The following is a 25,063-nucleotide window of genomic DNA, read 5'->3' as shown; positions in this document are numbered from 1 at the left end:
TTTGATCCGGTCCCACTGGTCATCCCGAAGCGCGTCGCAATCCATCGCCGATCTCCCAAAATCAGCCTTGAATCCGATTTTAGCGAAATTGGGAATCCCAAATCCTTAAATCATCACTACGCCCTAGCAGGGAGCGCCGCTCACTCCCGCATTTCGGGAGAGGCTCGCGAAAACACGCCGCCGCGCCACACGCGGCGACCGCATGCTGGACGCGAAGCGGACAGCCATGCGCCAACGATCGTCACCGCCAAGGACCAGACGCGATAGAGGCTGGGTGCCGACGACGAAGGAAGGCGGCATAGAGCGTGTCCGGGCTACCGGGGCGTCACCCTGGCAGGCGCGCATGCCATATCCCGAAGGGGATAGCGCGGGTGAGACCGCCCCCTACTTCGCGACCATTTCCCCCTCAAATCCATGCATAATGGGATGACCTTGGACAGGGCTGCAGATCCATGGGCTGACAGCCATGTTCCAGGCCCCATGCCCCAGACGCGAACGATATCGTGCGCGAGGCAATGACCCCCTCGATCGTGCTGACTTGTGGTCAGGAGGATCAGAAGCTGGCGATCACGTTGAATGAGGCATATTTCGTCCATCGGCCAGCCGGCGCATTGGGTGCATCGCGCAGGAACCGTCCCTTTGCCAGCAGCAATCCGTCAAATTCATAGCGCAGTCGTGACGGGATGAGCCAGTATCGCAGCCGGGCCTCCAACTGATGACCGGCAAAATCACCTGATCTGCCCGACATGTCCCGGACTGCGGTGCTGGCGAAGCTGTCTTGCCTGGCAGCAAGCCACAGTCCCCGATAGGCAGCAAACCAGTCGAGGCGTTTGCCTGGCGTGGCTTCCAGTCGGATGCCCGATGTCATGACATTGGTTCTGGCTATGGCGTTGTAGAGACCGGCAGGCGCCAGGTCTGCGCGACGCATTCCGAACAGGGTGTCGAAACGCCCATTATCGCCGCCAGGCTTGTCGCCGCTGGCACGATCAAGCTCGATCGACAGGCGGGGCTTCCAGCCGCCTGCAAAGCTGTAGCCGATATCGGCATGGACGAAGCTGGCGCTCACCGTCTGGCGCGCGGCAGTCGCTGCCAGGGACGCGCTGACATGGCCGGTCTGGTAGAAAGCCTCGACCTCATAGTCGAACCTGCCCGTTCGCGGTTCGGCGATGACGCGACCGCCGAACGTGTCGATCGACCGATCGCGGGTCGCCCGGCCCGGCGCATCGCGTTCGCCCAGATGAAAATAACTCAGTTCGCCCATCGCCGTGCCAAACATATTGGCTTTGCTGACAAGGCCGCCCCATAGCACCAGGTCGAAGCTCTCCCGATCCAGCCGGATTTTTGCGTTGCGCAGCGCCTGTGGATCGTCGGGGAGGCGCATCTGCGGCAGAGTGTAGAGGACAGTGGCCCTGATCCCCTGCGGCGCGACCAGATCGGCGCGCACCCCGGTATAGCCGTTGGTGGTGTTGCGATAATCGTCCGCCGCAACGAGCCTGCGCGATCCCAGGTTCAGCATCATGCGGCCCGCCGTCACTGTCAGCTTGGAGCCTTGACCGAATGGCGCGAGAATATCCGCGCTGACATAGGCCTGTACCGGCTCGATCGCATTGACCTCGGCGGTCGTCACCGGGGTGCCCGTATCGTCGCCCCAGATGCGGCTATCGTAGATTTCGACGGCGAACAGGACAGCGCCGGTCCTATATTGCGCCATGATGTTCGTGCGGGTGTTGAGCAGTGCATCGCTGCGGTTGAAACCGACGCGCGCCTGGCCATCGATGGCTTCATAGCGCAGCCGTACGGCACCACTGAGCTTGAGCCCGTCGTCAGCGGCCTGCGCAGGTACGGACCAGACCCCAGCCGCCACCACAACCGGCAGAGAAGCGCCGCGCAAACAGGCAATTTTTGAGAGCATGAGATATAGTCGTTCCATAGATGCGGCATGATTGATACATATGCATCATGACAACTGCAACTGATTCACCAAGCTGGCTGGCGCTGCTTCACCAGCTACCCGCCAAGCCGCCCTATCTTCGGGTGAAAATCTGGCGTCGATTGCAGGCGATCGGCGCGGTGCCGCTCAAAAACGCGGTGCATGTGCTTCCGCTACGGCCCGATCATATCGCAGTCTTTCAGGAACTGATGGAAGAGATCATCGCCGGTGGCGGAGAGGCGACCTTAATAGAAGCACGATTGCTGGCTGGTCAGCATGATGGCGATGTGCGCGGCCTTTTCGATGCCGCGCGCGATGCCGATTATGATGAGATAGCAGATGGCGCGCGTCGCCTGATCGAGACGGGGCCGGTCAGTGGCTCCGACATTGCCAGGTTACAAAAGCGTCTGGCCGACATCATTGCGCTCGACTTCTTCGGCGCGCATGGGCGGCAGCAGGCGCAAGCGGCGCTCGCCGATCTGGATCGGCAGCTTCATGCCCATCCCGACGTCGGTCGCGCGGAGCCTGCGGGCGATGCTCCTCTCGATTTGACAGGCAAGACCTGGGTTACGCGCAGCGGGGTCCATGTCGATCGCATTGCCTGTGCCTGGCTGATCCGCCGCTTTATTGATCCCGATGCCGTCTTTCGGTTCGTCGATAGCCGTAGCGCCGATGCCAGGGAGGGCGAATTTCGCTTCGATATGTCTGACGCCGAGTTCACCCATGAAGGCGACCGGTGCAGTTTCGAGACGATCGTCCTGCGTGCAGGTCTGGCGGGGGATGCTGGACTGGTGGCGATTGCCGAGATCATCCACGACCTCGACATAGGCGATGGCAAATATAACCGCGCGGAAACTTCGGGCCTTGGCGCCATGCTGTCAGGGGTTTGCGCCTCGACGGACGATGATCTGCACCGCATCGCCATGGCGAGCGAGGCCCTCAACCAGTTTTATGCCTATTTTTCGGCACGAAAGGCAGAATGATGTCAGAAACCGGTTCTCCGCTGGCAGACCCGCCTTCGCGCAGGACGAGCGATCATGGCATCCCGATCGGCGAAGCAACCCGCGTCTGGGCGCGCATCGCTGCGTTGAGCTTTGGCGGACCGGCAGGCCAGATCGCCGTGATGCACCGCATCCTGGTCGAGGAGAAACGCTGGATCGGGGAGGAGCGATTTCTCCATGCGCTCAACTATTGCATGTTGCTGCCGGGACCAGAGGCGCAGCAACTGGCGATCTATATCGGCTGGCTGCTGCACAAGACGCGCGGCGGTCTGATCGCAGGCGCGCTGTTCGTTCTGCCCGGTTTCCTCGCCATATTGGCTTTGAGCTATCTTTACGTGCTGCTCGGGCATGTGCCGCTCATCGAAGGCATATTCTTCGGATTGAAAGCCGCCGTGCTGGCCGTGGTGGTGCAGGCGGTCGTGCGCGTCGGGTCGCGCGCGCTCAAGAACAATCTCATGCGCGCGATAGCGGTTGCCGCCTTCGTCGCAATCTTCTTCCTCGACGCGCCCTTTCCATTGATCATTCTCGCCGCAGGTGTCGGCGGCTATCTTGGCGGACGCAGCGGCCTGCCCCAGTTCAAGGGCGGGGGCGGTCATGGTTCTGCCGGTGGCGACATCGTCCACGACCGCGATACGGCGCTTGGCGACGCTCTGCCGGACCATGCGCGACCCAATCCCGGCTGGTCGCTACGGATATCTTCTATCCTTCTCCTTCTGTGGCTTGCACCTGTCGCCGGGCTATATCTGCAGCTGGGACCAGACAATGTGTTCACCCATATCGCCACGTTCTTCAGCCAGATGGCCGTCGTCACCTTTGGGGGCGCATATGCCGTGCTTGCCTATGTGGCGCAGGAAGCGGTCGGGACTTTCGGCTGGTTGCAGCCCGGTGAGATGCTTGATGGACTTGGCATGGCGGAAACGACCCCTGGACCACTGATCATGGTGACGCAGTTCGTCGGTTTCCTGGCAGCCTTTCGCGACTCGGGCACCCTGCCGCCTTTGCTGGCGGCGACGCTCGGTGCGATCCTCACCACCTGGGTCACGTTCGTGCCATGCTTCCTGTGGATCCTTGCCGGAGCGCCATTCATCGAACGGCTGCGCGGCAACAAGGCACTGTCCGCCGCCCTGACCGCGATCACGGCTGCGGTCGTCGGCGTGATCTTCAACCTCGCCATCTGGTTCGCCATCCACACCTTGTTCGGTCAGACGATGCTGGTCCATTCCTGGACCGGCACGTTCGATGTACCCGTATTGCGGTCGGTGAACCTGGTGGCCGTCGTGCTGGCGCTCGCCGCTGCCATAGCCATTTTTCGGTTCAGGCTTGGTGTATTGACGGTACTGGGCGGCTGCGCTGCGCTTGGTGCCGTCTACAAGCTTGCTCTGTGAACGCGTGCTGCCGCACCGATTGGAACGTCGGGATCAATGGCGTTTGATCTGCGACATCGTAGCGCGATGTTTTCGAACGTGCCCACGCGGACGGTATGGTATAATCGCTAACCTGTACTGCAGGTCGCCTACGCCTTGATGACGCTTCCAAGTCCGTGGCTGCCTGTCAGTCAGTCCGGATTAGCTAGACCAGCGAGCCACTCGCCAATCATTGCCTGCCCTGCGGCTACGGCCGTTGGGCCGAATTTTTCATGGGAAGCGCGCAGATCACTTTCGGTACCGCCAGCTTCAATAACCGATTCCGGCCACTCCTCAATCCACGCATTGAAGCGTTCATCCAAACCCATTTCGGCATGAAACTGCAGGGCAAGAAGATTCGAACCACGGCGAAAGGCCTGATGATCATAGACATGGCTGGACGCCAGAAGCTCTGCGCCCTTCGGCAAATCGAAGGTGTCGCCATGCCAATGGAGTACAGGGACATCAACAAGATGTCGCAACGGTCCATCAGTGGCGTTGTCATGGATTTGCACCGGGTGGAAGCCGACCTCTTTGACCGGACCCGGATAGACCCTGGCACCAAGCGCTGCAGCAATCATCTGCGCGCCAAAGCAAACGCCCAATGTCGGCATGTCCGCATTGAGCCGCGCAGCCAGGCGGCGCAGTTGGCAGGCGATCCATGGATAACGATCCTGCTCATAAACCCCCATCGGGCCGCCCATCATGATCAAAAGATCATGGGCGCACAGATCGATCGAGGAAAAGCCCGGATCAGTAACATCAATCCGATCAACGCTGTAGCCCGCAGCTTCGATCGGACCACGAAAGGCAGCTACGCCTTCGTAGGGAACATGCCGGATTATCAGAGCGCTTTTCTGCCTCATCAGGCCCTTCGCCTTGTCAACATCATGAAGGCCCGTTCAGTAAGCCAAAAATTTCCAGTGTATGATCTTCATCATCGGCCGAGCCATGGGACGATTCCTGAAAATATCGCCATTGAGCCGTCTTGTGACTCTTGGTTTGGGATGGACATGCCATTCCGGCAATAAGGAACGGGCAAATTGGCAATCGCATGGATCAATATCGTCTGCGTGTACGCACTCAGCGTTCTTTGAAGCGCAATCGCTCGGTTATATCCATCTGGACCAATATTCCGTCATGAACGGTCAATGTGATCGCCCCGTAACGCAAGCGCGTCAGAGCTTCACGCGTGGTCGTCAAGGCGTGCTCAAGGAGGCGCGCCCGTTCCAGATCCAGCGCCGGTTGCTCATTGTCGCTCGCCATAGCTACTCCCCTGTTCAAACACCCCATAAACTCAACCAAAATGGTAGACATCAAATTTATGCTATGCTCTGATAAAGGCCGCCTTCATCCTTCCACGAGCGCGTCTTGCATCGCGCGATCTAGAGCCTTGCCGCATGGCGTGCAGAAGCAGCTGTGACGGCATGAGGAGGCTCAATGTCCGCGCAATCGTCCAGGTGTCGTGACATGTGCCGCGCCGTATCGGTGAGGAAGTCCGGGCTTTGGCGCATCGATCCGCGCAATGATTTCCTCAGCTTCTGGCCGGTCCAGCCAGTCTGGACTGACATGAAGCCATTGCACGACACGACCGGGTCCGACCAGCAGCACGGCAGGCTGCGGCAATTCCCAGCTGCCCGTGCCCGTCACTTCGCCGATCCAGCCGGCAGGCGGCGGTGATGGGCGGTCGTCGGGTTGAAACGCGATGCCGATCTGTCGGGCGAGGCGGTTGTCTTTGTCTGTCGCGACAGCGAAGGGCAAGTTGTGCCGCTTCTTGATGTCGGTAAGCCGTTCTGGCGTCTGCGGGCTAAGCGCAACCAGGGGAATATCTCTGTCGCGCAATGCCGGGACAAGCGCCTCAGCATAATAGGGCAAAGCAATGTTGCAGGCCGGGCAGCCGGCAAAGCGGAAGAAGATGAACAATGCAGAGCTATTGACAGTCAACGCGTCGATGTCGAGCGTTTCACCATCGACCCCTTCGAAGGCAAGCGGCGGGAGGATGTCACCAACCTGCGCCAAAGAGGCAGGGTCGAACCGGTCGCGCAGGACTTGCCGCTGCCGCGCATTCCCCTCCAGTTGTGCGGCCGTCCAGCTGCGCGCCCGCTCAGCCTGCAACGCAGCGAACCGCGTTTCGAGTGTGTCCTTGAGGATCGTCGCCATATTGATCTCCTTCCCGCAACGCCCTGATTATTGGCGATGGAGGGGTGAGCAGGCCAATGAGAGTTGCGGGAAGAAGAACGACAAATTTTTATAGATGGAGCTGGTCAGGCTGCGTCACGGCGTCCCGAGCCGTTCGCTGCGCTACCGGATGGCACAGCAAGGCCCAGATGTCCACGTAACGTATCCGCCTCGTAATCGCGCCTGAACAGGTTGCGATCCTGAAGGATAGGAACGACCTCACCGACGAAGCGGGCAAACTGGCTCGGGTGCCCCAGATGAACATTCAGGCCATCAAGCGCCCGCCCTTCGAACCAGCGCTGTATCTCATCGGCAACTGTCTGGGCGGACCCGACAAAAGGACTGCCGCGCCCGGCGCGCAAACGCTCTACCGTCTGGCGAAGCGTCAGCCCTTCTGCGATGGCCAGATCAGTGATCTTCTTCGCCTGCGTGTAGAAGCTGCTCTTGGCATGTTCGAGCGACTCGATCGGAAAGGATGCGTCGGGATCGTAGTTGCGGAAGTCATGCCAGCCAAACGGGCGACCGAATTCGGCAAGCGCCTGATCGAAACTCTGGTCGAGCGACCGGTAGTGGCGTTCAATGTCCCGCGCCTGATCATCCGTGTCGCCGACTATCACCGAAAATCCGGGAAGGATGACGATCTGGTCGGGATCGCGGCCCCGGCGCGCAGCCCGGCCTTTCAGGTCCGCATAGAAGGCCTGTCCCTGTTCGATCGTCGCTGCGTGGGTAAAGATGGCGTCTGCGATGGTCGCGCCCAGATCGCGTCCCTGGTCGCTGTCACCTGCCTGGAATATGACCGGCTCGCCCTGGGGTGACCGCTGGATGTTGAGCGGTCCTGCGACCTGGAAGAATGTGCCCCGATGATCCAGCCGGTGCAGTTTATCAGGATCGAGGAACTGGCCGGTCGCGCGATCACGTACCAGCGCCCCATCCTCCCACGACGACCACAGGCCCCGCGCTACGTCGAGAAATTCGACGGCCCGGCTATAGCGCGTGTCATAGTCGAAATGCTCGGGCTGGCTGAAATTACCCGCTGTCCCGGCATCGCCGCTGGTCACGACATTCCACCCTGCACGACCCTTGCTGATAAGGTCGAGCGAAGCGAAGCGACGCGCAAGGTTGAACGGATCATTATAGGAGGTGGTGAGCGTGCCAACCAGACCGATCTTGCTGGTCGCCACGGCGAGCGCCGAAAGAAGCGTCAATGGCTCAAGCCGGTTGAGATAATGGGGCGGGGAATGTGCGGTGATGAACTGGCTGTCGACGATGAACACCAGGTCGAACTTGGCCGCCTCCGCCTGGCGCACCACGTCGATATACCAGTCGATATTGACACTGGCATCAAGCGGTATGTCGGTGTCCAGCCAGCGATTGCTGTCGCCGGGGCCGCCTACGCCAGTGGGTACAAGACCGAGTTTGAGTTGACGTTTGGTCATGATGGCAATCCCTTCACGCGTCGAAACCGGGAGCCTGCCGCTGCGCCTTGCGCAGCGCGGCTTCCCAGACCAGATCATAATGGGAGCGCTCTCCCTCGACCGGCGCACGTTCGCGCCCGATCTGCCGACGAACTTCCGCCTGCGCTTCTTCCGGCGCGATCAGTACATTCTCGCGACCGATGCTGAGCGTGCGGACCTGCGCCTTGCAGGCTTCTTCCAGATGATAGATGCCGCTGAAGGCTTCGCCCGGTGTCGCGCCCAGCGCCAGCGTACCGTGGTTGCGCAGCAACATGACCTTGGTATCGCCAAGATCGGCGACCAGCCGCTCCCGTTCGTCAAGATTGAGCGCCACGCCCTCATAATCATGATAGGAGAGACGGGGAATAAGCGCCAGCGCCCGCTGGTTAAGTGGCAGCAGTCCCTCCGCATGGGCGGAGACGGCCATGCCATCGGCGCTGTGGAAATGGGCGATATAATGGGCATCGTCGCGTGCGCCATGGATCGCCGAATGGATCACATAGCCGGCATAGTTGATGCCATAATCGCTTGTCCCGATGACATTGCCGTCGAGGTCAACCTTGACCAGGCTGGATGCGGTGATTTCATCGAACATCAGGCCAAAGGGATTGATCAGGAAATGATGGTCCGGGCCTGGCACCCGCGCGGAAATATGGGTGTAGATAAAATCGTCCCAGCCATAGAGCGCAGAGAGGCGATAGAAGGCAGCGAGATTGAAGCGCACCTTCCATTCCGCGTCGCTGATGGGGTTTTCCCGAAAACGGTCGTCCTTGAGGATAGTGGCCATGGCTCAGACTCCTTTGCAGGCAATTGTAGGCGGGCGGCAGGGCAGCGCCCAATGAGGAAAACTGAAGTGAGTGGGGCGAATGCTCATCCGGGGAAAATCCCGGCATCCACGATCGACGCGACATCGACATGGGCAGGCAATTCGCCATCGGCGTAGAAACGATCGACGACGCGCTGCAGCGGTGCAACGACCGTTGCATCGGGTGCCACCAACAAACCGTTTTGGCGTTCCGCCATGATGCGGGCCACTTCGACATCGACTTTGGTCTGCCGTTGGAAAATCGCTGCATAGGCGTCAGGATTTGCCTGCGACCATGAAGCTGCCTTTTTCAGCCGGGCAGTAAGGTCGCGCAAGGCAGCGCGTTTCGCCGGATCGTCCAGACTTTTTTGCGATGCGGCGATGAGAGCATAGGGGCTGTTGATCCCCCCTCCATCGCGCAGTAGCCGGGCACCGGCCAGTTCAGCGGCGATCTGGTAGGTGCCAAAAGTTGCCCATGCTTCTATCTGACCTGCGGCAAAAGCCGCTGCGGCGTCGTTAGGGAGCATGAAGCCAATCTCGACCTTGCGCCGATCGACCCTGGCTTCCTTGAGCGCTTCGAGCAGAAGATAATGCGATATGCTGCCCCGTGCACTGGATATGATAACCCGGCGCCCGGACAGATCCGCGACTTTCCGGATCGAAGACCCTTTTGAAGCCAATAGGGCGATGCTGCGTGTAGAAAACTGGCTTGCGGCAATGATCTTGAGCGGCGCGTCAGCCGCGGCCGCCAGCACCACCGGCATATCGCCCGCAGGCGCGGTATCAACCGCGCCTGCGTTCAGGGCTTCCAGCAGGGGAGCGGCACCGACGAAATTCGCCCACTCGATATCATAGGAGAGATTATCGAGAACCCCGGCTGCTTCCGCCTTGGACTGGAGGAGGTGGACCTGATCGCCCAGGACAAGTCTGGTCCGACCGCCTTTCCCGGCCCCACCACATGCGGCGAGGCCGAGCGCGGCAAGGCCCGCAAGAACCGTTCTGCGATCAGAAGTTAAGCGCGATGCGCCCATAATAATATCCGCCTGCGGGGTTGAAGGGGGAGGGGCCATAATAGCCCTGTCCCGTCTGGGGATTGCCCGGTCCGTTGGTTTCCGGCCGAACATCGAAAAGATTGGTGGCCCCGACCGACAGCGTCGCAAAGTCGGTCACTTTTGCGCTGATGGTTGCATCGGTGATGATCTTGGCACCGAAATAGCGGTCATCGCCCGCTGCCGTGCGCTGGGTATATTTGCCGTAGCGTGTGTTCGTCAGGCTGAGCCCGAAGATGCCTTTCGACCAGTTCAGCGTGCTCACCAGCTTGGTATGCGGTTGGAGCACTTCCAGTTCGCCGATCTTGTCGCCGCCGAAAAATACCGATCCCGCGCCCAGCAGGGACGTACCGTTGGCGGCAAATAGTTGCGACGGAGTCGCGACGACGTCGGTCACCTTGGTCCGGGAATAGTTGAATGCCAGCGTGACGCCGAGCTTGCCCAAATCGCCAAGGCCCGTGGAATAGTCGGCGACGAAATCGAAGCCCTTGGTCGTGGTGTCGGCAGCGTTGATGAAATATTCGGCCTGCTCGATATCCGACAGACCGTTGGCGGCCAGGATTGCGGAAATGCCCGTGCCAAACAGGCGACCGGTGCGTTCGATGCGGTCGTTGATGCGGATATAATAGCCATCGAGCGTGATCGAGAGCGAAGGCAAAGGCGTGAATACGACACCCAGACCAGCGTTCCAGGTCTTTTCCGCCTTGAGCGGCTTGGCACCCAGGAGCTGACCGACGGTTGAGTCCGCCGTCACCAGCTTGGCAACGGTCGGTCGCAATTCTGTCTGTCCTGTCGCCGCATTGAAGAAGGAGGAGGTGCGCCCGTCCGTCTGCGCATAGCCGATCTGGGTGAGCGAGGGCGCGCGGAAGCCCGTACCGACCGTACCACGAATGGCAAAAGCGGGGCTCAATTCGTAGCGGCTGTTGAGTTTGAGGCCGACAGGGCTGCCCGATCCGTCGCTATAATGTTCCGCGCGCAGGGCAGCGCCGATATACCAGGCGTCAAGGGGGTAGATGCCCAGGTCGACATAGCCTGCATAGACCTTGCGGCTGATGTCCGCTTCGTCCGCCGGCGAGAGGACGATCGCGCCCTGGACGACAGGCGACGCAATACGTCCCAAGTTCCAGTCATATTGCTGATCACCCGGCTTGAACGTGTAGGTTGCCGGTTCGTAGGCGAGCGGATCGCCCGCAAAGGTCCGAAAACGGTCCAGACGATATTCGCCCCCGACCGAGACCTGAAGAGGACGCGCCAGACCGATCTCGAACTCCCGGGTCAGGTCGACATTATGCGTCCATTGGCGAAATTCGAAATTGGCAAGGTTTGGCCACTCGGTCGGGCCTGTGGGACCCAGGGAGGGACGCACCGACAATTTGGAATATTGATGGCTGTAGTTGCGCCCGAACGACGAGGACAGGTCATAATCCCACCCCAGCAATTCGCCGCGCAGGCCACCAACGAACTGAAAGTCGTTCTCGTCGATATTGTTGAGCGGATAATAGCCGTCGGGAAACTGGGCGGTGAAATTCGCAGTACTGTTAGGGCGGCGGAAATTATTGCCGACCTGGGCGTCCCGTTCGCCATAGGTGCCAAAGCTATAGAGCGTGACATTGTCGGTGACGGGCAGTTGCGCGTTATAGGAGAGGTTGAATGCCTTGATCTGCGGATCGCCATTATGCGCGCCATCGCGATCCCATTGGGCGTTACGCGCGTTCGCGGCGGCGACATTCGCTACCACCTGATCGCGGGTCAGGCCGCTGGTCGCGACGACCTGATCGATGGTGCGTCCGGCAGGCAGGCCATAGAGATTGGTATCGGTAGCAGGCAGGTTCCACCATGCGCCGCCGCGCTTGCGGATCTCACCGCTGAGCGTCAGGAAACCGTCATCGCCGATCTTCGTGCCATAGCGGATCGTGCCCTTCCAACTGTCGGGCTCGCCATTGGCCTCATAGAGGGTGCCGTATGTGAAGTCGCCGCTCAGCCCTTCCTTTTCCGACAGCTGAATGTTGATGACGCCGGCAATGGCGTCAGTGCCATATTGGGCGGCCGCGCTGTCCTTGAGCACTTCGATCCGGTCGATCGACGCTGTTGGGATAAGATCGATATCGACAGGGTTAGCGCCTGATGTATCGGCCGTGCTGTTGTTGAGGAACGCGCCGTTATGGCGGCGCTTTCCATTGACGAGCACCAATGTATAGGCAGGCGCAAGGCCGCGATTGGTAACGGGCCGACCAATCGAGAAGACGCCCGCGTGGGTTGCGCCGAAATTAAGCGACGGCAGCAGCTTGGACAGCGCCTCGCCAAACTCGGCAGACCCTGTGGCCTGAAGCTTGTCCGCGCTGACGACATCGATCGGTGCCGGGCTTTCCGCGACGGTTCGCGGCGCGCCACGCACGCCTGTGACGATGATGGTTCCTGCGTCGGCGGCGGTTGCGGTATCCGGCCGCGCCGACACGTCGCCTTGTGCCGCCGCTGGCACACTGGCCAAGAGAACCGCAGCGATCGCAGATGATGTCAAATAAGACCCAATATTTTTCATGATTTACTATCCCCAATTTAGATGGGGCGATCTAATTTCTATTGTTGCGTTGGAATAATGAATTTAGATTTTCATCTATGATTAAAACTAATTTCCACATTATATTTGTGGTGCAACAGTTTTAGTTTCATCTCTCTGTTCCAAAACTGCCGTCAAACGCCTGCTTCACATCGCGCTGGCCCTCGGTGAGGCCAGCTTTCTGGAACCGGCGAGTGATGGCCTGTTCATGGGCAATGATGCTGGCGTCGATCGGGCGCGACAGTCGGTTGTTGCGGTCAAAACTTGCACGGGCGATGTCGAGCGGCAGGCCGGTTTCTTTCGCCAGAACCTGCGCGAAAGCGTCCGGATGGGCGCGCGCCCAGGCCACGGCCTTGGCTTCCCGCTTCAGAAAATCGGCCAGCTGCGCGCGCTTGGGTGTAATCGCATCAGCGTTTGCGATGTCGATATAGAGCGGCAGGCCATAATCTTTCGCGTCAACGACCGCGCGTGCGCCTTCCTTGATCGCGACATTGGTATAGGGCGTCCAAGTCGACCAGGCGTCGATCGCCCCACTGTCGAATGCAGCCTTGGCGTCGCCCGGTGGCAGAAAGGTGACGCGAACCTGATCGACCGGGATGTCGGCGCGTTCGAGCGCCTGGAGCAGCAGGTGATGACCGATAGATCCGCGCGTGGTGGCGACGGATTTGCCCGCCAGATCCTGCACCGAGCGGACGGGCGAACCGTTCTTGACGAGCACGGCCAGCGCATCGGCAGCCTGATTGACAGGAGCCTGCACGGCAATCGCCTTGACCGGGCTGCCACTTTGATAGGCGAAGATGAAAGGGGCATCGGCCGCCAGTCCCAGGTCTGCCGCTCCGCTGCCGACTGCCTCAAGGAGCGGTTGGGCTGCTGGAAATTCCGACCATTCGACCGTGTAGGGCGCGCCTTCCAGCGCACCTGAGGCGATCATCATGGACTTGACCTGCCCTTTCTGGTTGGCGACCCGTAAAACCGGTTCGCTGGACCGGTTAAAAGTCGCGGCGGCAAACGCTATGCCTGCCGCCGCGACAAGGGTCGCCGACAGGATGGCGACTGTCTTTTTTTCCATGTCAGCTCGCTAACGCCAGCCGGACCTTGTCGCGCGCGGCGACTTTCGCGCGCACGAGCGGCAGCAGTTCGCGACCGTAAAGGATGGAATCGCCCAACGGATCGAACCCGCGGATCAGGAAGTGGTCGATACCGACGTCATAATAGTCGAGCATGGCGTCGGCGACCTGTTCAGGCGTACCGACAAGGCCGGTGCTGTTGCCGGCGGCACCCGTCAGCGCGGCGACGCCGGTCCACAGGCGGGCGTCGCGCCGGTTGCTGCTGGCGGTATCGAGCAGGCGCAACGACCCGGCATTGGGCGGGCGATGGCCAGAGATCGGCAAGCCGGCGGCCAGGCGGTTTTCCCGCACCTGTTCCTCTATCTCGGCCGCGCGCTTCCAGGCGGCTTCTTCTGTGTCCGCAATCACGGGGCGCAGCGACAGGGAAAAGCCCGGGTCTCGACGATGGCGCGCCGCGGCGCGGCGCACCTGTCGCACAGTGTCCTGCACGGCCTCAAGCGTCTCACCCCACAAAGCATAGACATCGGCATGGCGGCCCGACACCTCGATGGCTTCCTCCGACGAGCCGCCAAAGAATACCGGCAGATTGTCAGGCTTGATCGCGCTGAAGGCGCCGCGCACAGCGTAAAAGCGCCCCTGATGATCGAAGGGCTGGGCGGCGGTCCATTCCTGCCGCAAGATCGTGAGATATTCGTCGGTGCGGGCATAGCGCTCCGCCTTGACGCTGTTGGTGTCGCCGTCACGCGCCATTTCATCGTCGGCGCCGCCGGTGATGATGTGAACCGCAACCCGACCGCCCGACAGCTGGTCAAGGGTCGCAAGCTGGCGCGCGGCGACGGTCGGCTGGGTGAAGCCGGGGCGATGGGCGACAAGGAATCCGAGCCGTGTCGTGATGGCGGCGGCGTGGGCGGCTACGATCTGGCTTTCCGGACTGTTGGAGCCGAAGGGGATGAGAACGCGGTCGAACCCGCCCTCTTCCTGTGCCCTTGCCGCTGCCTCGACATATTCCTTGTCGAGCGCGCGGCTGCGCACCGCAGCCTGCGTTTCCGATCCGTTGTTGAAACCGATATAGCCGATAAACTTGACGCTCATGGGAGCCTCCTGCAAAAATTCAGATGACAAAGAAGCCGTGGGTTCCGTCGCGTTCCAGTTGGGCGACGAGGCCATATTCCCAGTCGAGATAGGCCTGCATTTTTTCGGCCTGATTATCGGTGCCTTCATAAGGTCGCTTGTAGCGGCCTTCGCGCGTGCGTGGCGTGGGGGCACCATCAGGGCCGGTTTCCAGCGCGACGGTGGACCAATCGACGTCGAGGATCGATACGTCCCAGCCCAACTGCGCTAGCCAGGACGCGGTCATGTCCGCGCGCGGGCCGACATCGTCGGTGACGACGATACGCGCGCCGCGCACCGGAGCGTTGTGGTCCGTTTCCTGCACTAGCTGGCCGCCCTGCGCGTTGCGGAAGCCGGGGAGATGGCCGCTTTCATATTCGCGCGGCTGGCGTACGTCATAGAGGTAGAGCGTGCGGCTGGTGTCGGCCTTGAGTTGTTCCAGCTCGTCCCAGCCGATGCGCTTCACCCCGGCGCGATAGGCGACGTCGCGCGCATGCGCGCGAGCCTCTTGCGCAGACTGATGGTCGATGTCGGGTGCGACGCGTGTCTGGCCGGTTTCCAGCTCCTGCCCCGCCAGCGTCCAGCCGATCGTTCCGTTACGCAGCGCATAGATCTTGTTGGGCAGACCGGCATTGACCAGAGACTGTGTGCCGATGATCGAGCGCGTGCGGCCCGCGCAGTTGACGATGATCGTCGTGTCGGGATCGGGCGCGATGCTCCGCGCGCGCAGCACCAGTTCCGCGCCAGGCACGCTCGTACCGGTGGGGATGCTCATAGTGTTATATTCATCGTAGCGGCGGGCGTCGAGGATGGCGATGTCCGCCTTTTCCCGGATCAGCGCCTGCACTTCTTCAGCGGGCAGGCTAGGGGTGTGGCGACGATGTTCAACCAGTTCGCCAAAGGCCTTGGAGTAGCTGTTGACGTCCTCGAACAGTTCATAGCCCGCCTCGCGCCAGCCCGACAGGCCACCGTCCAGTTCGCGCACGTCGGTATAGCCCAAAGCTTCGAGGCGAACGGCCGCCTTGCGCGCCAGACCCCCATCTTCCTTGGCGCCATCGTCATAGACAACGATAGGCGTTTCGAGCCGGGGGATGCGCCAGCGCGCCTCCTCGTCGATGCGGCGGAGCGGGATTTGCGCGGCGAACAGGGGATGACCCTGGGCGAAGTCATGCTCCTCGCGCACGTCGATCAGCGCGATTTCGCTGCCGATCAGTAGGGCGCGGCGGATGTCCTGCGGGGTCGCGGTCGCGGTGCGGTCAAGTGTATCAGTGGTCATGTGCTTTTCGATCTGTCCCAGAGATTGGGGATCACGCTGTTGGCGTAACCCGAGATGAAGCTTTTGGGCGTGCCGTCGAGGGCATAGGTGGCGCGCTCGACCGCACCGATATTGGCGCCATAAACATGGATGGAGATGGACGGCGCGTCGGGGCGAGCGTTGGTGACACGGTGAATGTCGCCGATGCGGGGGGAGACGGCGTCGACCTCACCCTCGCGCAGATAGTCTTCGGCCTCGTTGATCAGACCGCCGGTCGGCAGTCGACGAAAGCGCTCGACCTTCTCGACACCGCGCAGCACGCCAACCAGACCCCAGACGCTATGGTCATGGATCGGAGTGGACTGGCCCGGCCCCCAGACGAAGCTGACGACGCTGAAACGTTCCCGACTGTCGCAGTGGAGCAGATATTGCTGGTAACGATCGGGGTTCGGGCGTGCGAAGGCATCGGGCAGCCAATCGTCTTTTGCGATCAGCCGGGTAAGCAGCGCGGCACCGCTTTGCAGGATCGCGCCTTCGTCACGCGTGGCGGCCAGCAGATCGGCAAAAGCCGTGACGAAGCCACGCAGCCGGTCCATTTGGACGGGACGGTCGATCGCCGTGACCGCGTTCATTCCGCTGCCTCAGCGATCGGGAATGGGACGACAGCATCGTCATGATCGTCACCACCCAGATGCGACAGCAGCTTTTCCCGCAGGCGCTGGGCGAAGCCGGCGCGCTCGCCGCGCGGGGCGGTGATGCGTTCCTGCGCGACGATACGGCCGGAATCGAGGACCAGCACCCGGTCGGCGAGCGCGATCGCTTCCTCGACGTCATGGGTAACGAGCAGCACGGCGGGGCGATGCTTGCGCCAGAGCGAGAGTACGAGATCGTGCATCCGGTAGCGGGTCAGCGCGTCGAGTGCGGCGAAGGGCTCGTCGAGAAGCAGCAATTTGGGTTCGCGCACCAGCGCGCGGGCCAGCGCGACGCGCTGCGATTCACCGCCGGAGAGGGTGAGTGGCCAGGCGTCGAGACGATGGCCGAGACCGACTTCCTTGAGCGCTGCCTCGCTGCGTTCGCGTGGCTGCGCGCCCTTGAGGCCGAGCGCGACGTTCTTCCAGACCGGTTTCCAGGGTAACAACCGTGCGTCCTGGAAGACGACGGCGCGGCTGGTAGGAACCTCGACATCCTGCCCGCCTACTTCGTCGAGGCCAGCCAGCGTGCGCAGCAGCGTGGTCTTGCCAGAGCCGGAGCGACCGAGCAGGGCGATAAACTCACCCGGTGCGATATCCAGGTCAAGCCCGTCGATGATCGTATTGGCACCAAAGCGGCGTATGAAATTGCGGAGCCGCACCACCGGCTCAGGGTGGGGAGAGTCGGGAATGGCAGCACTCTGCAGCGCGGAAAATCCTAGGCGAGCGTCCATGCTTATTGCTCCACTATGCTGGGGCGCCAGATCAGGGCGCGGGCTTCGATCGAACGGACCAGCCAATCGGCACTAAGGCCCAGAATGGCATAGACCATGAGGCAGACGACAATGATGTCGGTCCGCATGAAATCGCGGGCATTATTGATGAGATATCCAAGCCCTGCCGAGGCGTTTATCTGTTCGGCTACGACCAGCACCAGAATGGATACGGACAGGGCGTAGCGCAGTCCCACGAGCAACGAAGGCAGCGCGGAGGGCAGAATGACGTGCCAGACCTGTTCCCAACGGCTCAGGCCGAAGCTTTTGGCCGCGTCAAGCAGGCGCAGATCGACTCCGCGGATACCGCTGTAGAGATTGAGATAGACAGGGAAAACGGTGCCGAAGGCGATCAGGGCAATCTTGGGGGTTTCGCCAATGCCGAACCACACGATGAAGAGCGGAGTAAGAGCGAGGGCTGGGATAGTCCGTTTGATCTGCATGAGGGGATCGACGGCGAGTTCGCCAGCGCGTGACAGCCCCGCGATGAGGCCCAGGCCCAGGCCCAGGCTGACACCGATCAGAAGCCCGGCCGCGACACGGACAAAGGATACCAAAAGATTGGATGGGAGTTCGCCCGACACCACCATTTCCAGTAGCGTACCGAGTACCGCCGAAGGCGCGGCAAGCGTCCGTTCCGGGATCAGGCCGCTGCGCGATCCCAGTTCCCACAGGAGCAAGAGAAGGACAGGCGATAGCCAGCGGCCGCCAAATCTCGAAAGCGAGAAAGCGCGTCGGGCAGTATATGCCGATCCTCTGTTTCCTATCGTCGCAGCCGTCATAGTCTCGCCCTTGTGAATATGGTCAGAAGCCCAACATGAATTCTCTACCAATTCAATTGAGTTTGGATGGGTGACCTATTGGGAAAATTTATAGGTCGGGATTGGGAGCCCTTCATGGCTTGCAGATCCAGGAATATCGGGGATTTCTGGCTATCAGTCGTCGGCCCAAGATTTTGATGGGCCGCAACAATCTCTACTATTTTGATAGATATATAGCCATGCGCTATCGGTGGCACTGGCCGATGACGGCAGACGCTTCTTTTAAATGTGTGAGGTCCATCGTGCCGGTCAATCTGCCGACCAATTTGCTCCGTAGCTTTGTCGCCATCGTCGACACCGGGTCGATGCTGAATGCGTCGGAACAGGTGTTCGTCACCCAATCCGCGCTCAGCCTTCAGATCAAGCGACTGGAGGAACTGGTGCAGCAGACGCTATTCCTGCGCGAAGGGCGGCGGCTTACGCTGACCAGTGCTGGTGATGTCTTGCTGGACTATGCGCGGCGGGTGCTAAACCTCCACGATGAAGCGGTCGCGGCGGTCAGTGCGGGGCGCTTTGCCGGTCCCGCGCGTATCGGCATGGTGCAGGATTTTGCCGATACACTGCTCACTGGCCTGCTTTCGCGCTTTGCCGAACTGCATCCCGACGCGCAAATCTACGCGCGCGTTGCCGGGACGGCGGAGTTGCAGACATTGCTCGACCGGCGTGAGCTGGACATATTGCTGGGCTTTGCGGCCCCTAACGACCCCCATGCGGTGACCGTCGCGCCGATGAGCTGGTATGGTGAAGCAGCGCTGGTGGAGCGCGAGGTCATCCCGCTCGCCGTGCTGGAAGAGCCGTGCCGGTTCCGCGAGGCAGCGATCCGCGCACTGGAGGATGCCGGTCTGCAATGGCGGATCACGGTGGAGACGCCCAATCTGGCGACATTGAAGGCCGCCGTGGGCGCAGGACTGGGCATCACCTGCCGCACCCACTTGTTCCTGGGCGAAGACGCGATCCTGGATCATGATCGCCTGCCGTCGCTACCCCGCGTAGCCGCGATCCTGCGTGCCGGGGACCGGCTGGACAAGGCGGCGAATCGTCTGGCGGAACTGGCGCGGGAGACGGTCCAGGCGCTCTGAATCGTCAATAGCCCCGCGCCGGATCAACGATATCGGTGGGCTGTTCTCCGCGCACGAAGCGGGTCAGATCTTCCTGCACCTTTTCCAGCAACCGGTGGCGGACCAGCATGTGGTTGCTGGAGATGTGCGGGGTGAGGCGCACCTGGGGATGGGTGTAGAGGATGTGGCCTTCGGGCAGTGGTTCCGGTTCGGTCACGTCGAGTGTAGCAAAGCCAAGCGGGCCGTGATCGAGCGCATCGACCAAGGCAGGCTGGTCGATCACGGTGCCGCGCGCGACATTGATGAGGTGCGCGCCAGGCTTCACCTTTGCCAATAAAGCCGCATCGAACAGATAACGGGTTTCCGGGGTTGCGGGCACGGCGATGACGATGTGGTCGGCGCGTCCCAACAATGTTTCGATATCGCGCACAAGTTCGACCCCGGTAAGGCCTGATTGCGTGCCGACACGGCGGACGCCGATGACCTGCGCGCCCAAAGCCAGCCCGCGCCGGGCAACCGCGCAGCCGATCGCGCCAAGGCCGACAATGCCGATGGTGGTGCCTGACACCCGGCCGAGCGGGGCGTGGACCCATTGCGCACGCGAACGCGCCGTTACCGCTTCTAGATTTTTGGCATAAGCGTAGATGGCGGCGACGACATAATCGGCAATCTCTTCCGACGCGACGCCCCGCCCGCAGGTGACGAGCGGCGCGTCAAGCAGCCAGTCCGGGTAGAAATCCACGCCCGCCGATGCGCTATAGACCCATTTCAGGCGACCCGGCCAGATATGGGGCCGCGCATAGAGCGACTGCCGCCAGGCCTGCGATGGGCGGACGAGCAATATGTCCGCCTCACTGGCGGCGGTCCAGGGCTCGTCCTCCGCCACATCGATCAGCGTGGGGGCGGACGGATGCTGACCCAGCCTCCGGTTGAAATCCTCCTCCATTTGGCTGGCAATGATCAGCGACATGGCCGTGTCCCTCTAATTGCCAAGGGCTGCGCGGCCGGCCGCGATCAGGATCGTGTCGGTCTGAGGCGAATGGATGCGGCTGCACAGCACGTCGCGATAATGGCGCTCGAGCGGGTTTTTCCGGCTGATGCCAGGGTTGCCCGTCAGTTCAAGCCCGATTTCGACCGCGCGGACCGCATTGGCGGTGGTGACATATTTGATATTGTTCACCTCCACCGCGCTCGGCGGTGAGCCGTGGTCAAAACGGCCCGCTGCGTCGCGGATCAGCGTGTGATTGATCTGAAGGAGCGTTTCGATCTCGCCAAATTTTTCTTGCACACGCGGCAGAGTGGCGAGCGATGCCCCAAGATTGGTTGGCACCCGATCGTTGAGATAGGCGCGCAGCCAATCACGCGCAGCCCGCGCCACGCCATCATAAATCGTCGAAATCGACAATGCGTTCCAGATCGCCAGCCCCGGATCGCCAGCGCCGACGGCCCATTGTTCAGGTCGGCGAATATCGACGGCATGATCAATTGGCGTCGGAGTATCTGCGAAATGCACGGCGTGGCTGACGGTCGCCCGCATGCCCAGATGATCCCAGACCGGTTCGATGGCTATCCCAGCGCTGTCGGCTTTCACCAGGAAATTGCCGACACGGGGATTTTCTTCGTCAGTTTTCGCCCACACAGAGAACCAATCAAGCCCGGTAGATCCGGTGGAATAGATTTTCGTGCCGGTCAGCGCCCAACCATCGGCGGTATGTCGGGCAATGGTAGCGGGAAGACCGCCGCGCACGGGCGTACCCAGCTCCGGTTCTACCCGCAGGCCGCCGATCAGCCCACGGCCCGCAACGGCGTCTCGTGCCAGGCGATCGTAGATGGCTTTCGGCCAGCCCTGCGCTCGCGCGGGGCTGGCATGATAATGATAGGTCATGAAAAGGATGAGAGCGGTGGAAGGCTCGCCCTTCGCAACGGCCGCCAAAACGCGGATCGCTTCGGACAGGGACGCGCCACGCCCACCCAGTTCGCGCGACACGGTGAGGCCGATCAGCCCCTCCTGCGCGAGCAGGTCAAAATTCGCACGGGGGAATTCGCCACTGCGGTCATAGCGCTCTGCGGTACTGCCGAGCTGTCGGGTAATATGGTCGAGCAGCTCGGCGGGCACCGGCGTGTCGAAGGGAACAGAATCGATGATTTTTGGCTGGCTGGCCATGGTCTCAGCCTCTCTTTGGAATGACGGAATTGAAACGGGCGTCCCATAGCGGGCGGACGTCTACCGCCTTGGGCAACAGGCCTTGTTTGAAAAAGAGGTTAGCGACCTGCTGCTGCGAACCAATGGCGGCGTCAGTGACCGGCCGCAATTCATAGCTCGCGCTTTGGCGCTTGAACTGGTCGAGCACATATTCGCGCGGCACGCCAATATCCTGGGCGATGATGTTCGCCCATTGCTGCCGATGTGTGGCGGCCCATCCATAGGCTTTCTGGACAAGTCCCAGATAGTCGCCGATCAATTTCGCCATATCAGGGTCGGCCAGCGCATCGACATGGGCAGCGACCAGATAGTTGCCCGACAAAATACCATAGGCCGTGCGCAGGATGCGCGCGCCCTCGGTCGCGATCGCGCGCTGGATCGGGAAGCCATAGATCGCCCAAGCGTCCAGCGCACCTTGCGAAAAGGCCGCGGCACCATCTGTCACGCCCATGGCGACCGGAATGATGTCGTCCCAGCCAAGGCCAGCCTCCTCCAGCATGCGGATAAGGAAATATTGGGTCGTGGTGGCGCGGACATAGCCGACGCGCTTGCCCTTGAGATCCTCGATCGAACGCGCTCTGGAATCCTTTGGTACCAATACGACCTGGTTGTTGACATCGCCATGGGCGATGGCGATCTGGCGGAAGCTCTGGATGGTGGAAGCGGCTGCAAAGATGGGCGGAATTTCGCTCATTCCGCCATAGTCGAGCGAGCCGCCATTCAGCGCCTCTATCACCAGATGACCGGACTGAAATTCGCTATAGTGCAAATCGAAGCCTTCCGGCCTGATCCCTGCCGCCTTGAACAGAAGGCGCGTATCCCCCTCGCCCTTGCCCGTAATGGAAACACGCAACCGGGGCCGTTCGCGCTGATCGCGGCCACAACTGCCCAGCATCAGACAGGCCGCTGCCCCGGCACCCAGAAATTGGCGTCTCGGCCACATATCAGCGGCTTGCCTCGCCCCTCTGACCGGGCTCGACGCCACGCTCGAACAGGATCACGTTGGGATCGCGCAGAAATTCGCGGTGCGCAGTCTCGCGCAGGCGACGCCAGCGGGCCTTGAGAGAATGCAATAATGCCATGGTTGTCCTTCAGCGATACAGATAAAGGCTTTATCTATTGCAAAGGTAGAGATAAGTCTCACAAGCAATGCTGTGCCAAATATTAGAAATGCTTGATCCATGATGAAGGTCGACCATGCCGCCATCGTAGGCGGCGGTTTCAGCGGCACGCTGCTGGCGATAAACCTGCTGCGCCATGGCGCGCTTCGCGTGACGCTCATTGAGCGTGATCTGGGTCGCCTGGGTCGCGGCCTTGCCTATGGTGCGGCGCAGGCGGAGCATATCCTCAACGTGCGTGCGGCCAATATGAGCGCGCTGCCCGATCAACCCGGTCATTTTGTTGACTGGCTGATGCAGCATGGTTTGGGACAGGAAAGCAGTTTTGCAACGCGCCGCGATTATGGCGCTTATCTTTGCGCGATGCTGGAGGACGCGCGTCTCCTGGCCGGAGATCGACTGACCGTACTGAGTGACGAAGCGATCAACCTAGCGATCGATCCGGGCGGCGTGCGATTGCTACTGGGATCGGGTAAGATGGTCGCAGCCGATAGCGTCATCATTGCGCCAGGCAACCTGCCTCCGCATACACTGCCTGCCTTTGCCGATTTCCACGGCCCTGCCTATGCCGATGACCCTTGGGCCGCTGATCTGGCCGAAGGGCTGACCGATACAGATAGCATTTTGTTGTTAGGCAGTGGGCTGACCGCCGTAGATTGTGCGCTCAGCCTCGACAGCGCTGGCTTTAGGGGACGGATCATTGCGCTGTCACGGCGCGGCCTCGCCCCGCAAAGCCATGCCCCGGCACCGCCTTTTGCTCCATGCCAGGAGCGGCCGCAGGGGAGCCTGTCGAGGTTGGTGCACAGAGTGCGTCGGCGTGCGGACGAGACAGGCTGGCGCAACGCCATCGATGAATTGCGTCCGTTCACGCCCGACATGTGGCGCGCTGCGTCGCATGCGGAACGTGGCCGCTTCCTTCGCCATCTGCGTCCCTATTGGGACGTCCATCGTCATCGCATCGCACCACCTGTCGCTTCACGGCTGAAGGCGATGCAGGCAAAAGGAAGGCTGGACATCCGCGCCGCCAAGGTGCTGGCGGCTGCGCTCCAAAACGGCGCGGTCGCGGTCGATATACGTGATCGCGGACAGGACGGAGCCAAGCGGCTTACAGTTGCGCGAGTAGTCAACTGTACAGGTCCTCTTGGAGACCTGCGGCGGACAACCGACCCGTTGCTGCGAAATCTGTTTGCACAAGGGCTGATCCGGCCCGACCAACTGGCCATTGGTATAGATGTAGACCGGCAATGCCACGCTATAGCACGCGGCGGATCGGCGCAGTCTCGCCTGTTTGTCGTAGGCCCCATGACGCGCGGCGCGCATTGGGAAATCGTCGCGGTGCCGGACATCCGGCGACAGGTATGGGCCCTCGCACGGCAGATCACCGGGGCGCATTGGGTCGAAGCCGAGGGGTTATAAGATCCGTTGACGGCTTGTTGAGTTCTGCTCAACCACCGTCCCGCGACTTTTCTTCTCCCCCGGCGGGACTATGCAGCAACCAAGCAACAACAAGGATGCACCGACGCATGGACTATCGCACGCTTGGCCGCACCGAGATCAAAGTCAGCCTCATCTGCCTGGGAACGATGACCTGGGGGTCGCAGAATAGCCAGGCAGAAGCCCATGAGCAGATGGATTATGCCGTCGGGCAGGGCGTCAATTTCATCGACACAGCCGAAGCCTATCCTGTGACCCCGGTCAGCAAGGATACGCAATTTCTCACCGAGACCTATATCGGCAACTGGATCGAAAAACGTGGGCGTCGCGACGACATCGTTCTGGCGACCAAGGTCGCAGGACCGACGCGTGATCCGATCCGATCTTTCCGGGGTGGTAACAACCGGCTCGACCGGCGCAACATCGTGCAGGCCGTAGAGGATAGTCTTGCCCGGCTGAAAACGGACTATATCGACTTGTATCAGGTGCATTGGCCCGATCGCACCGTCCCATCCTTTGGCCGGCGCGGGCTCGATCGGATCGACGATGGCCCGGACACCGTGCCGATCGAGGACACACTCGACGCGCTGGCACATCTCGTCCAGGCCGGCAAAATCCGTGCGTTCGGCGTTTCGAACGAGACGCCATGGGGATTATCGGAATATCTGCGCCTGGCACGGGACAAAGGCTTGCCGCGTGTCGCATCGATCCAGAACGCCTATAATCTGCTCAATCGCACGTTCGAACAGGGCCTGTCCGAGTTTGCGCTGCGCGAAGATGTCGGCCTGCTTGCCTATTCGCCACTTGCAGGCGGTAACCTGAGCGGGAAATATCTTGGCGGCGTCATTCCGGCCGGATCGCGCCGTGACGTTTCGAAGCAATTTGTAAGATATGATTTACCTAACCAGCCGGTCGCCAGCGCGCGCTATGTGGCGATCGCCCAGGCCTTCGGTCTCGACCCATCACAGATGGCGCTGGCCTTCGTCAACAGCCGCAGATTCTTAACGGCCACGATCATCGGCGCGACCAGTCTGGATCAACTCAAGATCGATATCGCCAGTGCCGATCTTAAGCTGCCTGATGAAGCCATAGCTGCGATCGAGGGGGTCTATCGTGAAATCCCAGATCCCTGCCCCTGACGATCAGTTATTCCCATCA

General features: G+C 61.1%; 24 protein-coding genes. 6 read left to right on the top strand and 18 right to left on the bottom strand.

From position 1 onward, the window contains the following. Window positions 1-267 (top strand): hypothetical protein (locus WA070_RS19370; RefSeq protein ID WP_422635549.1); only part of this gene is annotated, 267 nt, incomplete at its 5' end. 286 nt (window positions 268-553) lie between these two features. Here WA070_RS19370 and WA070_RS19365 read toward each other — a convergent pair. Further along, window positions 554-1,912 (bottom strand): alginate export family protein, encoded by a 1,359-nt coding sequence (locus tag WA070_RS19365; protein WP_422635548.1) that lies wholly within the window; start codon window positions 1,910-1,912, stop codon window positions 554-556. A gap of 47 nt (window positions 1,913-1,959) precedes the next feature. On the opposite strand from WA070_RS19365, the gene WA070_RS19360 reads away from it, so the two are divergent. Together WA070_RS19360 and chrA are read left to right on the top strand one after the other, a co-directional pair. Next, window positions 1,960-2,913, top strand: a complete 954-nt coding sequence (locus WA070_RS19360) for a chromate resistance protein ChrB domain-containing protein (RefSeq protein ID WP_422635547.1) — start codon at window positions 1,960-1,962, stop codon at window positions 2,911-2,913. Next, window positions 2,913-4,316 (top strand): chromate efflux transporter, encoded by a 1,404-nt coding sequence (gene chrA / locus WA070_RS19355; RefSeq protein WP_422635552.1) that lies wholly within the window; start codon window positions 2,913-2,915, stop codon window positions 4,314-4,316. The genes WA070_RS19360 and chrA overlap by 1 nt, the downstream gene beginning before the upstream one ends. A gap of 170 nt (window positions 4,317-4,486) precedes the next feature. On the opposite strand, the gene WA070_RS19350 is transcribed toward chrA, so the two are convergent. From WA070_RS19350 to WA070_RS19290, 13 genes are all read right to left on the bottom strand, one after another. After that, window positions 4,487-5,200 (bottom strand): glutamine amidotransferase, encoded by a 714-nt coding sequence (locus WA070_RS19350; protein ID WP_422635546.1) that lies wholly within the window; start codon window positions 5,198-5,200, stop codon window positions 4,487-4,489. Window positions 5,201-5,417: 217 nt separating this feature from the next. Further along, on the bottom strand, window positions 5,418-5,600 hold the full coding sequence (locus tag WA070_RS19345) for a YezD family protein (RefSeq protein ID WP_422635545.1): 183 nt from the start codon (window positions 5,598-5,600) through the stop codon (window positions 5,418-5,420). 171 nt (window positions 5,601-5,771) lie between these two features. Next, window positions 5,772-6,494, bottom strand: coding sequence for a peroxiredoxin-like family protein (locus WA070_RS19340; protein WP_422635544.1), 723 nt, complete (start codon window positions 6,492-6,494; stop codon window positions 5,772-5,774). Between the two features lie 104 nt (window positions 6,495-6,598). Then, window positions 6,599-7,948: an LLM class flavin-dependent oxidoreductase gene (locus WA070_RS19335; protein ID WP_422635543.1), complete on the bottom strand. Its 1,350-nt coding sequence runs from the start codon at window positions 7,946-7,948 to the stop codon at window positions 6,599-6,601. 13 nt (window positions 7,949-7,961) lie between these two features. Further along, entirely contained in the window at window positions 7,962-8,753 is a 792-nt protein-coding gene (locus tag WA070_RS19330; protein ID WP_310223350.1) for a class II aldolase/adducin family protein, read from the bottom strand. An 83-nt stretch (window positions 8,754-8,836) separates the two neighbouring features. Then, window positions 8,837-9,802: an ABC transporter substrate-binding protein gene (locus WA070_RS19325; protein WP_422635542.1), complete on the bottom strand. Its 966-nt coding sequence runs from the start codon at window positions 9,800-9,802 to the stop codon at window positions 8,837-8,839. Continuing rightward, entirely contained in the window at window positions 9,777-12,338 is a 2,562-nt protein-coding gene (locus tag WA070_RS19320) for a TonB-dependent receptor plug domain-containing protein (RefSeq protein WP_422635541.1), read from the bottom strand. Before WA070_RS19320 ends, WA070_RS19325 begins: the two co-directional genes overlap by 26 nt. Window positions 12,339-12,486: 148 nt before the next feature. Further along, window positions 12,487-13,446 carry an ABC transporter substrate-binding protein gene (locus tag WA070_RS19315; protein WP_422635540.1) on the bottom strand — a complete coding sequence of 320 codons (960 nt, stop codon included), beginning with the start codon at window positions 13,444-13,446 and terminating at the stop codon, window positions 12,487-12,489. Between the two features lies 1 nt (window position 13,447). Next, on the bottom strand, window positions 13,448-14,536 hold the full coding sequence (locus tag WA070_RS19310) for an LLM class flavin-dependent oxidoreductase (RefSeq protein ID WP_422635539.1): 1,089 nt from the start codon (window positions 14,534-14,536) through the stop codon (window positions 13,448-13,450). 19 nt (window positions 14,537-14,555) lie between these two features. Next, the gene (locus tag WA070_RS19305; protein ID WP_422635538.1) at window positions 14,556-15,830 is read right to left on the bottom strand and encodes a rhodanese-like domain-containing protein; all 1,275 of its coding nucleotides are present in this window, start codon (window positions 15,828-15,830) and stop codon (window positions 14,556-14,558) included. Further along, window positions 15,827-16,441 carry a cysteine dioxygenase gene (locus WA070_RS19300; protein WP_422635537.1) on the bottom strand — a complete coding sequence of 205 codons (615 nt, stop codon included), beginning with the start codon at window positions 16,439-16,441 and terminating at the stop codon, window positions 15,827-15,829. The genes WA070_RS19305 and WA070_RS19300 overlap by 4 nt, the downstream gene beginning before the upstream one ends. Further along, window positions 16,438-17,232: an ABC transporter ATP-binding protein gene (locus WA070_RS19295; RefSeq protein ID WP_422635536.1), complete on the bottom strand. Its 795-nt coding sequence runs from the start codon at window positions 17,230-17,232 to the stop codon at window positions 16,438-16,440. The genes WA070_RS19300 and WA070_RS19295 overlap by 4 nt, the downstream gene beginning before the upstream one ends. A gap of 2 nt (window positions 17,233-17,234) precedes the next feature. Beyond that, a complete protein-coding gene (locus WA070_RS19290; protein WP_422635535.1) occupies window positions 17,235-18,053 on the bottom strand; it encodes an ABC transporter permease in 819 nt (272 codons plus the stop codon). Between the two features lie 281 nt (window positions 18,054-18,334). Between WA070_RS19290 and WA070_RS19285 the strand changes: the two genes are divergently transcribed. Then, window positions 18,335-19,171, top strand: a complete 837-nt coding sequence (locus WA070_RS19285; protein ID WP_422635551.1) for a LysR substrate-binding domain-containing protein — start codon at window positions 18,335-18,337, stop codon at window positions 19,169-19,171. Window positions 19,172-19,175: 4 nt separating this feature from the next. On the opposite strand, the gene WA070_RS19280 is transcribed toward WA070_RS19285, so the two are convergent. The 4 genes from WA070_RS19280 to WA070_RS19265 are packed head-to-tail and all read right to left on the bottom strand — an operon-like array spanning window position 19,176 to window position 22,435. Further along, the gene (locus tag WA070_RS19280) at window positions 19,176-20,120 is read right to left on the bottom strand and encodes a D-isomer specific 2-hydroxyacid dehydrogenase family protein (protein WP_422635534.1); all 945 of its coding nucleotides are present in this window, start codon (window positions 20,118-20,120) and stop codon (window positions 19,176-19,178) included. A 12-nt stretch (window positions 20,121-20,132) separates the two neighbouring features. Beyond that, complete coding sequence (locus WA070_RS19275; protein WP_422635533.1) at window positions 20,133-21,314, bottom strand: acyl-CoA dehydrogenase family protein; 1,182 nt, start codon at window positions 21,312-21,314, stop codon at window positions 20,133-20,135. Between the two features lie 4 nt (window positions 21,315-21,318). Further along, window positions 21,319-22,296 (bottom strand): ABC transporter substrate-binding protein, encoded by a 978-nt coding sequence (locus WA070_RS19270; RefSeq protein ID WP_422635532.1) that lies wholly within the window; start codon window positions 22,294-22,296, stop codon window positions 21,319-21,321. Between the two features lies 1 nt (window position 22,297). Beyond that, a complete protein-coding gene (locus WA070_RS19265) occupies window positions 22,298-22,435 on the bottom strand; it encodes a hypothetical protein (protein ID WP_422635531.1) in 138 nt (45 codons plus the stop codon). Between the two features lie 99 nt (window positions 22,436-22,534). Between WA070_RS19265 and WA070_RS19260 the strand changes: the two genes are divergently transcribed. Further along, window positions 22,535-23,887, top strand: a complete 1,353-nt coding sequence (locus WA070_RS19260) for an FAD/NAD(P)-binding protein (RefSeq protein ID WP_422635530.1) — start codon at window positions 22,535-22,537, stop codon at window positions 23,885-23,887. Window positions 23,888-23,994: 107 nt separating this feature from the next. Next, window positions 23,995-25,044, top strand: a complete 1,050-nt coding sequence (locus WA070_RS19255; protein WP_422635529.1) for an aldo/keto reductase — start codon at window positions 23,995-23,997, stop codon at window positions 25,042-25,044. Window positions 25,045-25,063 lie beyond the last annotated feature (19 nt).

The sequence above is a fragment of the Sphingobium sp. genome (genome assembly GCF_049304695.1).
GTDB lineage: Bacteria > Pseudomonadota > Alphaproteobacteria > Sphingomonadales > Sphingomonadaceae > Sphingobium.
Note: the sequence above shows the minus strand (reverse complement) of the source record. Positions and strands in the feature narration are given on the sequence as shown.